This window comes from Corallococcus praedator (assembly GCF_003612125.1).
In the GTDB taxonomy this organism is placed as follows: Bacteria; Myxococcota; Myxococcia; order Myxococcales; family Myxococcaceae; genus Corallococcus; species Corallococcus praedator.
Map to the genome: position 1 here is coordinate 1 of NZ_RAWI01000413.1, position 7904 is coordinate 7904.

Annotated in this window: 8 protein-coding genes; 2 read left to right on the top strand and 6 right to left on the bottom strand. The window is 68.5% G+C overall.

Translation table 11 applies throughout. The features are described 5' to 3' along the window. Positions 1–299, bottom strand: a 299-nt coding sequence (locus D7Y13_RS34580) for a TetR family transcriptional regulator (RefSeq protein ID WP_120630921.1), incomplete at its 3' end; no start/stop codon positions are given. A gap of 89 nt (positions 300–388) precedes the next feature. On the opposite strand from D7Y13_RS34580, the gene D7Y13_RS34585 reads away from it, so the two are divergent. Continuing rightward, complete coding sequence (locus D7Y13_RS34585) at positions 389–1852, top strand: FAD-dependent monooxygenase (protein WP_120583167.1); 1464 nt, start codon at positions 389–391, stop codon at positions 1850–1852. Between the two features lie 102 nt (positions 1853–1954). On the opposite strand, the gene kce is transcribed toward D7Y13_RS34585, so the two are convergent. The 5 genes from kce to kamD are packed head-to-tail and all read right to left on the bottom strand — an operon-like array spanning position 1955 to position 5990. After that, a complete protein-coding gene (gene kce, locus D7Y13_RS34590; protein ID WP_120583168.1) occupies positions 1955–2782 on the bottom strand; it encodes a 3-keto-5-aminohexanoate cleavage enzyme in 828 nt (275 codons plus the stop codon). After that, on the bottom strand, positions 2779–3177 hold the full coding sequence (gene kal / locus D7Y13_RS34595) for a 3-aminobutyryl-CoA ammonia lyase (protein WP_199728875.1): 399 nt from the start codon (positions 3175–3177) through the stop codon (positions 2779–2781). Before kal ends, kce begins: the two co-directional genes overlap by 4 nt. Continuing rightward, the gene (gene kamE, locus D7Y13_RS34600) at positions 3174–3959 is read right to left on the bottom strand and encodes a lysine 5,6-aminomutase subunit beta (protein WP_120535160.1); all 786 of its coding nucleotides are present in this window, start codon (positions 3957–3959) and stop codon (positions 3174–3176) included. The genes kal and kamE overlap by 4 nt, the downstream gene beginning before the upstream one ends. Before the next feature lie 4 nt (positions 3960–3963). Then, positions 3964–4443, bottom strand: a complete 480-nt coding sequence (locus D7Y13_RS34605; protein WP_120535161.1) for a hypothetical protein — start codon at positions 4441–4443, stop codon at positions 3964–3966. After that, positions 4440–5990 (bottom strand): lysine 5,6-aminomutase subunit alpha, encoded by a 1551-nt coding sequence (kamD, locus tag D7Y13_RS34610; protein ID WP_120535162.1) that lies wholly within the window; start codon positions 5988–5990, stop codon positions 4440–4442. Before kamD ends, D7Y13_RS34605 begins: the two co-directional genes overlap by 4 nt. 358 nt (positions 5991–6348) lie before the next feature. Between kamD and D7Y13_RS34615 the strand changes: the two genes are divergently transcribed. Next, positions 6349–7884, top strand: a complete 1536-nt coding sequence (locus D7Y13_RS34615) for a catalase (protein WP_120583169.1) — start codon at positions 6349–6351, stop codon at positions 7882–7884. The last annotated feature ends 20 nt before the right edge of the window (positions 7885–7904 follow it).

Genomic DNA, 7904 nt, shown 5'->3' on the forward strand with positions numbered 1-7904 from the left:
AGATGTCTATAAGAGACAGCGCCATCCCGGTGCTGGAGGAACGCGCGCCGGAGGTCCCCTGCGACGGAGCGCACCACCGACTCCCAGGGCGAGTCCGCCGTCACCGTGCGCGCCACGTCCTGGAGCAGCGTGTCCGCCATCGCGTCCAGCAGCGCCTGCTTGCCCGGGAAGTGCCAGTACAGCGACGGGGCCTGGATGGAGAGCGCCTTTGCCAGCACGCGCATCGTCAGGCCCTCCAGGCCGCCCTCATCCAGCAGCGTCCACGCCGCCGCCACCACCTGCTCCCGCTGGATTCGCATGACCCGGTCGACCCTCGCTGACTTGACAAACTAACACCGTTAGTCGATCCCTAACAACGTTAGGTTGAGCCTTCGGGCAGGAGGTCGGCATGGCGGAAGTCCTTGAGGTCGCCGTGGTGGGAGGAGGTCCCACCGGGCTGATGGTGGCATGCGAGCTGGCGCTGGCGGGGGTGCGCGTCCAGGTGTTCGAACGGCGCGCGGAGCCGGTGCGTGAGTCGCGGGCCCTGACGCTGCATCCGCGTTCGCTGGAGGTGCTGGCGCTGCGCGGACTGGAAATGCGCTTCCTGGAGCGGGGACGGCCGCTGCCCACCGGGCACTTCGCGATGTTGGACACGCGCCTGGACTTCAGCGTCCTGGACACGCGCTTCCCCTACACGCTGTTCATCCCGCAGGCCGTGACAGAGGCCCTGCTGGAGGCTCGGGCCCGGGATCTGGGCGTGGCCGTGCGACGGGGCCACACCGTGGAGGCGTTGCGCCAGGACGCGGACGGGGTGGAGCTGGAGGGCGCATCGGAAGCAGGCACGTTCCGGGTGCGGGCGCGCTTCGTGGTGGGGGCGGACGGGGCCCGGAGCGCGGTGCGAAGGCTCGCGGGCATCGCGTTCCCGGGGACGGACGTGACGCGCACGGCGGTGCTTGGAGACGTGACGCTCGGAGCGCCGCCGTCCCAGCCCGCCATCGGCATTGCGAACACGCGAGGCGGCGTGATGGTGGTGCCCATGGCACCGGGCATCCATCGCATCGTCGTCAATGATCCACTCCGCGAACAGGTGCCGCTCCGCGAGCCCGTCACCCTCGACGAGCTGCGGGAGAGCGTCACGCGCATCGCGGGCACGGATTTCGGGATGAAGGATCCCCGGTGGCTGTCGCGCTTCGGCAACGAAACGCGGCTCGCGGACCGGTATCGCGACGGACGCGTGCTGCTCGCGGGAGATGCCGCGCACATCCATTTCCCGGCGGGAGGACAGGGGCTCAACGTGGGTTTGCAGGACGCGATGAACCTGGGCTGGAAGCTCGCGGCCGTGGTGAAGGAGGGCGCGCCGGACACGCTGCTGGACAGCTACTCGCGTGAGCGCCGACCCGTCGGGGATGCACTCATCCGCAACACCCTGGCGCAGACCGCGCTCATGGGCGCCACGCAGGAGACCCTGGCCCTGCGCGCGCTGATGAGCGACCTGCTGCGGGCACCGAAGCTCAACCGGGAGTTCGCTGATTCCATCAGCGCGCTCGACGTGGGCTACGCGGCGCTGGAAGTCCCCACACCCCAGGTGGACGCGCCGCTGTTGCCTGAATGGAGCGGGCGTCGGCTGAATGACCTGGCGCTGCGCAAGGACGACGGCACGGACGTGCCGCTCTACTCGGCCCTGCACCCGGGCCGGTGGGTGTTGCTGGAACTGGGCGACGGCGCACGCGCCCTGCCCCGCTGGGAACCGGGGTGGCCATCGAACGTCACGCACCTGCGCGCGAGAGCCCCCGCTGCACGCGCGGAACTCAAGGACGTGGGCGGGATGCTGGTGCGGCCCGACGGTCACGTGGGCTGGGCGTGGGCGGCCTGAGCCCGACGAAAGAGACCACGACGGGCCGCATGAAGCTCTCGCGGAAACACGAAGGCCCGGGGCGTTCACCGCACCCGGGCCGCTCGTTCACAGCGAACCGACTCAGCCCAGGCGCAACAACTGCCGGGCCTGCTCGGGGGTCGCGGGCTCACGGCCTTGGGCCCGGACTCGCTTCGCGGCCTCGGCCACCAGCTCATGGTTGCCCTTCGCGAGCACGCCCTTGGACAGGTAGATGTTGTCCTCCAGGCCCACGCGCGCGTTGCCGCCGCGCTTCGCGGCCTCGTCCACGAACGGAAGCTGCTGACGCCCCACGCCCGCCACCGTCCAGGTGCAGCCCTCCGGCAGCGCGGCGATCATGAAGTCCAGCACCTCCGGCCGCGCCTGCAACGCGCCCGGCACGCCCAGCACGAAGTCGAAGTGTCCCGGCAGCTCCACCAGGCCCTCCTTCGCCAGGTAGCGCGCCTCGTCGATCATCCCCACGTCGAAGCACTCCAGCTCCGGCCGCAGGCCCATCGCACGGATGCGCTTCGCGATGTCACGCACCAGCGGCCTCGGGTTCCAGAACACCTCTTCCCCGAAGTTCACCGTGCCCGTGGTGAGCGTGGCCATGTCCGGCCGGTCCGCGCCGGTGAGCGTGAGCGCGCCGCAGCGCTCGTCCACATCCATGCCCACCGCGCCGCCCGTGGACGTCTGGATGAGCACGTCGGTGCGCTTGCGGATGGCGCGGATGGCCGCGCGGAACAGCTCCGCGTCCTGGGACGGCTTGCCGTCCGCCGTGCGCACGTGCAGGTGCACCATCGCGGCGCCCGCCTCGCGGCACTTCGCCGCGTCCTCGGCGATCTCCTCCGCGGTGATGGGCAGGTACGGCGTCTGCTCACGCGTCGTCTCCGCGCCCACCATGGCCGCGGTGATCACCATGGGCGTGCTCATTTCTGCCCCCGCTGCTTGTCCTTGGGCACCACGCAGGTGCCCGTCGCGCGGCACACGACGATGGCCTCCGGCAGCACGTCCGCCGCGGAGTCGTTCACGTCCGGACGCGGACGGATGACCTTGCGCGCCTCGAAGCGCATCTTGCGCGACGAGTTGCCCATGCTGACGATCTCACCCTCGGCCTCGATGAAGTCGCCCGCGTACACCGGCGCCAGGAACTCCACGGCGTCGTAGGCGCGGAACAGGCCCTCATCCCCGTCCGAGCGGATGCACAGCTCCGTGGCCACGTCACCGAACAGGCCGAGCATCCTCGCCCCGTCCACCAGGTTGCCGCCGTAGTGCGCGTCATGGCTGCCCATGCGCAGCCGCAGTACCGCCTTCACGCCAGTGCTCACGTGGGTTCCCCCTGGTAGTGGGAGTCCTGGGACTCCTTGCCCTCTTTCTTCAACACCGCGTGCACGATGTAGTTGGCCACGTCGGACGGCTTCGTGCCCGCCCCAAAGCCCGCGTCGAAGCCCAGCTCCAGCGCCAGCTTGTGGTCCACGCGCGGCCCGCCCAGCAGCAGGAGCGTCTTGCCGTGGATGCCCGCGGCCTTCGCCGCGTCGATGAACTGACGCGAGTTGTCCTTGTGCACGTCGCGCTGCGTGACGACCTGGGACACCAGGATGGCGTCCGCGTGCTTCGCCATGGAGCGCTTGATCAGGTCCTCGTTCGGCACCTGGCTGCCCAGGTTGAACGCCTCGAAGCCCGGGTAGCGCTCCAGGCCGTAGTCGCCCGCGTACCCCTTCATGTTCAAGATGGCGTCGATGCCCACCGTGTGCGTGTCCGTGCCGGTGCACGCGCCGAAGACGACGATGCGGCGGCCCACCTTCTCCTTGATGAGCGCGTTGAGGTCGTTGAACCCCATCTTGCGCACCACCACCTCCGGCACGTCGATCTCCGCGTAGTCCAGCGACACGGCGGAGCGCGCGTAGACGACGAAGAACGTGTACTGGTCCGCCGCGCGCTCGGCGGCCGCCACCTTCACGTCGGTGAAGCCCATCTGCTTCGTGAACTGGGCGGCGGCCTCCTTCGCCTTCTCCGACAGGGGCACCGGCAGCGTGAACGACAACTGCACCATGCCGTCGTCGCGCCGGTCGCCGTAGGGGCGGATGATCTGCTTGCTCGGCTTCACCATCGGCTTACTTTCCCTTGGGCGGGGTGAACGTCACGCTGGTGCCCACCTTCTCGGCCACCGTGGCGAAGCGCTCGCTCTTGCCCTGCTCCATGTAGAAGACCACCGACCACGTCGTCTTCCCGTTGCAGCCCACGTACGTCACCGTGTCCACGTTGCCGCTGCCGTCCGGCGCCGCGTCCGTGTCCGACTTCCAGGCCGCCGGCTGGCCGCCCACCTTCACCATCGTCCAGCTGGTGCCGCCGATGCTCGCGAGGATCTTCTGGCGGCAGACCTCCGCCTTCATGCCCGCGGTCTGCACCGTGCCCACGTCCACCAGGAAGTAGGCGTCCCCGGAAGGCGCCAGGAACTTCTCCGTGCCGTCCGCCGTGGAGCGCGTCCACGCCGCGGGGGCCTTGAGCGACACGTTCTTCACCGACACGTTGGTCAGCGCATCCGCGGAACCGCCCGCGGCCAACATCACAGTCAGCAGGGTACTGGCGATCATGACGCCTCCAGCATTTCAAGGAACGGGTTGAAGTAATCCGGAGCCTTCGGCACCACGCCGTCCAGGCCCTTGCCACCGGTCTCCTCGCGCTTGACGTCGCCGAAGCGGCCCTTGCCGATGGCGGCCACCATGCCCTCGGCATGGCACTCGCGCAGCAGCTGCTCCGCGTTGGCGAACACCTCGCGCGCCCGGTTCGCGATCTTCCCGTCCTCGCGGACGGTGAACTCCTCGTCGATTCCACGCGCCGCGCGGTGGATGTACGAGGCGGACTTGAGCGCCACGTACCGGTCCGCGAGCAGCGGCGTGTGCATGGCCTCCGTCATCATCCCCAACAGCTGGATGCCCTGCCGCGTCCAGATGGCCACCAGGTCCGCCATCACGTCGTACGCGTGGCTGAAGAAGATGTCCGTCTCCTTGTGCTTGGTGGGCGGCATGTACTTGAGCGGCGCGTCCGGGAAGCAGCGGCGCACCAGCATCGCCTGCGACAGCTCCAAGAGCAGCGTGTCGTCGCGGTACGGATCAATCTCGTACGAGTGGCCAATGCCCAGCTGCCAGTCCTTGAGGCCCGCGCGCTTGGCGAAGCACTCGTTGATGAACTGGCTGGCGATGACCGTGTGGGCCGCGTCGTACGCGTCCGCCGTGGTGATGTAGTTGTCCTCGCCGGTGTTGATGATGATGCCGGCCAGGGCGCAGATGCGGCGGCTGAAGTACTGGTCGATGAACGTGCGGCGCATGTTGATGTCGCGGAACAGGATTCCGTACATCGCGTCGTTGAGCAGCATGTCCAGCCGCTCGTAGGCCGCGCAGAAGGCGATCTCCGACATGCACAGGCCGGAGGAGTAGTTGGTGAGCTGGATGTAGCGCTTGAGCTTGCGGCTCTCGTCGTCCAGGGCCTCGCGCATCACGCGGAAGTTCTCCTGGGTGGCGTAGGTGCCGCCGTAGCCCTCCGTCGTCGCGCCGTGCGGCACGTAGTCCAGCAGCGACTGCGCCGTGGAGCGGATGACCGCGATGACGTCCGCGCCCGCCTGCGCCGCGGCCCGGGCCTGGTCCACGTCGTCGTAGATGTTGCCGGTGGCGACGATGACGTACTTGTGCGGCGCGGGTGACATGGGGAACTGCTCGCGAAGCGCGTTGCGCTGGGCGATGCGCGCCTTCAACTCCGCCATCGCCGCGCGGGCCTCCGAGCGCACCTCGTCGCGCAGGTTCGCCTCCATCTCCGGCGACAGCACGCCCATCTTGTCCGTGGGCAGCGCGGTGAGCCGCTCCACCGCTTCCAGCGGGCTCTTGGCGCCCAGTTGCAGCGCCCGGCCATACCAGTAGGCCGCGCCCCGGTTGAGCACGCCCGCGGCCTTCAGCTTGTCCACCATGAGGTTGGCGAGCGGTACGCCGCGCGCCCCCGCACCGGAGAGACCGAAGAAGCGCAGCACGGTGCGCTCGTTGGAGACGGTGGTGTTGTGTTGGATGAGGTCGAAGATCGGGTTGACGATCTCGTCCGCCAGCTTCCGCGCTTCAGCAATCCGCGCGTCGTCGATAAACGGGCCTGACATGCGCGCACCCTACCCGAGCCCCGCCCCAATGGGCTCAAGAACCCGGGCGCCCGCACCCCCGGTAACGATGCCGCAGCGCGCCTCTTGAATGGCGAGAAGCAGCACGCCTGCACCGCGGCTGACGAGAGGCGTCAATCCCCCCTTCGGACGCCTGTCGCGGCCAGCACCGAATTTTCGGTGCTGGCTGGAACACCGCCAGGGCGGTGAAAAGGCATACCGAAATCCCGGTGAAATCACCGAGGGGTCGGTGTCCGCCTCCACCACTTCGCGCCAAGCCCTTGAAGTTGCTGGGTGATTCCGCGCGGCATGGGACGTGCTGTGTCCAACAGCCGTGTCCCCCGTCACCCCTGGAGTTCCCTTGAACCGTCGCTCCCTGCTGCTCGCGGTCCTGCTGTCTGGCACCCCTGCCCTGGCGGCCGGCAATCCCCCTCCCATCACCACCGACTCCGGCGCCCCGCTGGGGACGAACCAGAGCTCCAAGACGGCCGGTCCCCGGGGCGGCGTCCTCCTGGAGGACTTCGCCCTCATCGAGAAGCTGGCGCGCTTCGACCGTGAGCGCATCCCGGAGCGCGTGGTGCACGCGCGCGGCGTGGGCGCGTACGGCTCGTTCGAGAGCTACGGGGACTTCTCGCAGCTGACGCGCGCGTCGGTGTTCTCCAAGAAGGGCAAGACGACGCCGATGTTCGTGCGCTTCTCCACGGTGATCCACCCCAGTGGTTCGCCGGAGACGCTGCGCGACCCGCGCGGCTTCGCGCTGAAGTTCTACACGGACGAGGGCAACTGGGACCTGGTCGGCAACAACCTGCCCATCTTCTTCATCCGCGACGCCATCAAGTTCCCGGACATGGTGCACTCGCTGAAGCCGTCGCCCATCACCAACCGGCAGGACCCGAACCGCTTCTTCGACTTCTTCAGCCACCAGCCCGAGTCCACGCACATGCTGACCCAGCTCTATTCGGACCTGGGCATCCCGGCGAACTACCGGCAGATGGACGGCAACGGCGTGCACGCCTTCAAGTTCGTCAACGCCAAGGGCGAGGTGAAGTACGTCAAGTTCAACTGGAAGTCGCAGCAGGGCGTGAAGGGCCTCACCGTGGAGGAGGCCACGAAGCTGGGCGGCGAGGACTTCTCCCACGCGACGCACGACCTCTACACCACCATCCAGCAGGGCAAGTTTCCCTCGTGGGAGCTGAGCGTGCAGGTGTTGGACCCCAAGGACCTGGACGGCTTCGCGTTTGATCCGCTGGATGCCACGAAGGAGTGGCCCAAGGACAAGCTGCCCCCGGTGAAGCTGGGCAAGTTCACGCTCAACAAGACGCCGGACAACTTCTTCGAGGAGACCGAGCAGTCCGCCTTCTCCCCGGGCGTGACGCCGCCGGGCATCGAGCCGTCCGAGGACCGGCTGCTGCAGGGCCGCCTCTTCTCCTACGCGGACACGCAGCGCTACCGCATTGGCGCCAACTACCTGCAGCTGGCCGTGAACCACGCCAAGGCGCCGGTGAACAACAACAGCCAGGCCGGCGCGCTGAACGCGTCCAACACGAAGTCGGACGTGAACTACGAGCCCAGCATCACCAAGGAGACGCAGGACACGCCCGCGGCGCTGCTGTCCAGCTCGCCCCTGTCGGGCACCACGCAGCAGAAGGCCATCGACAAGACGGACAACTTCTCGCAGGCGGGCGCCTTCTACGCGGCGCTGGACGCGGGCGGCAAGGAGCGGCTGGTGAAGAACCTGGCGGGCGACCTGGGCCTCGTGCGTGACGCGAAGGTCAAGGCGCGCATGGTCGGCTTCTTCTACACGGCCAACGCGGACTACGGCACGCGCCTGGCCAAGGCCGTGAACGTGAAGCTGGACGACGCGAAGGCCGCCATCGCCCCGCTCGCCGCGCGCTAGCCGGTCCGCTGCTCCCCCCC

What these genes read in the sequence shown, in the direction of transcription:
- D7Y13_RS34585 (WP_120583167.1), top strand. Translation starts at nt 389, where the DNA reads ATGGCGGAAGTCCTTGAGGTCGCCGTGGTGGGAGGAGGTCCCACCGGG.
- kce (WP_120583168.1), bottom strand. Translation starts at nt 2,782, where the DNA reads ATGAGCACGCCCATGGTGATCACCGCGGCCATGGTGGGCGCGGAGACG.
- kamE (WP_120535160.1), bottom strand. Translation starts at nt 3,959, where the DNA reads ATGGTGAAGCCGAGCAAGCAGATCATCCGCCCCTACGGCGACCGGCGC.
- D7Y13_RS34605 (WP_120535161.1), bottom strand. Translation starts at nt 4,443, where the DNA reads ATGATCGCCAGTACCCTGCTGACTGTGATGTTGGCCGCGGGCGGTTCC.
- kamD (WP_120535162.1), bottom strand. Translation starts at nt 5,990, where the DNA reads ATGTCAGGCCCGTTTATCGACGACGCGCGGATTGCTGAAGCGCGGAAG.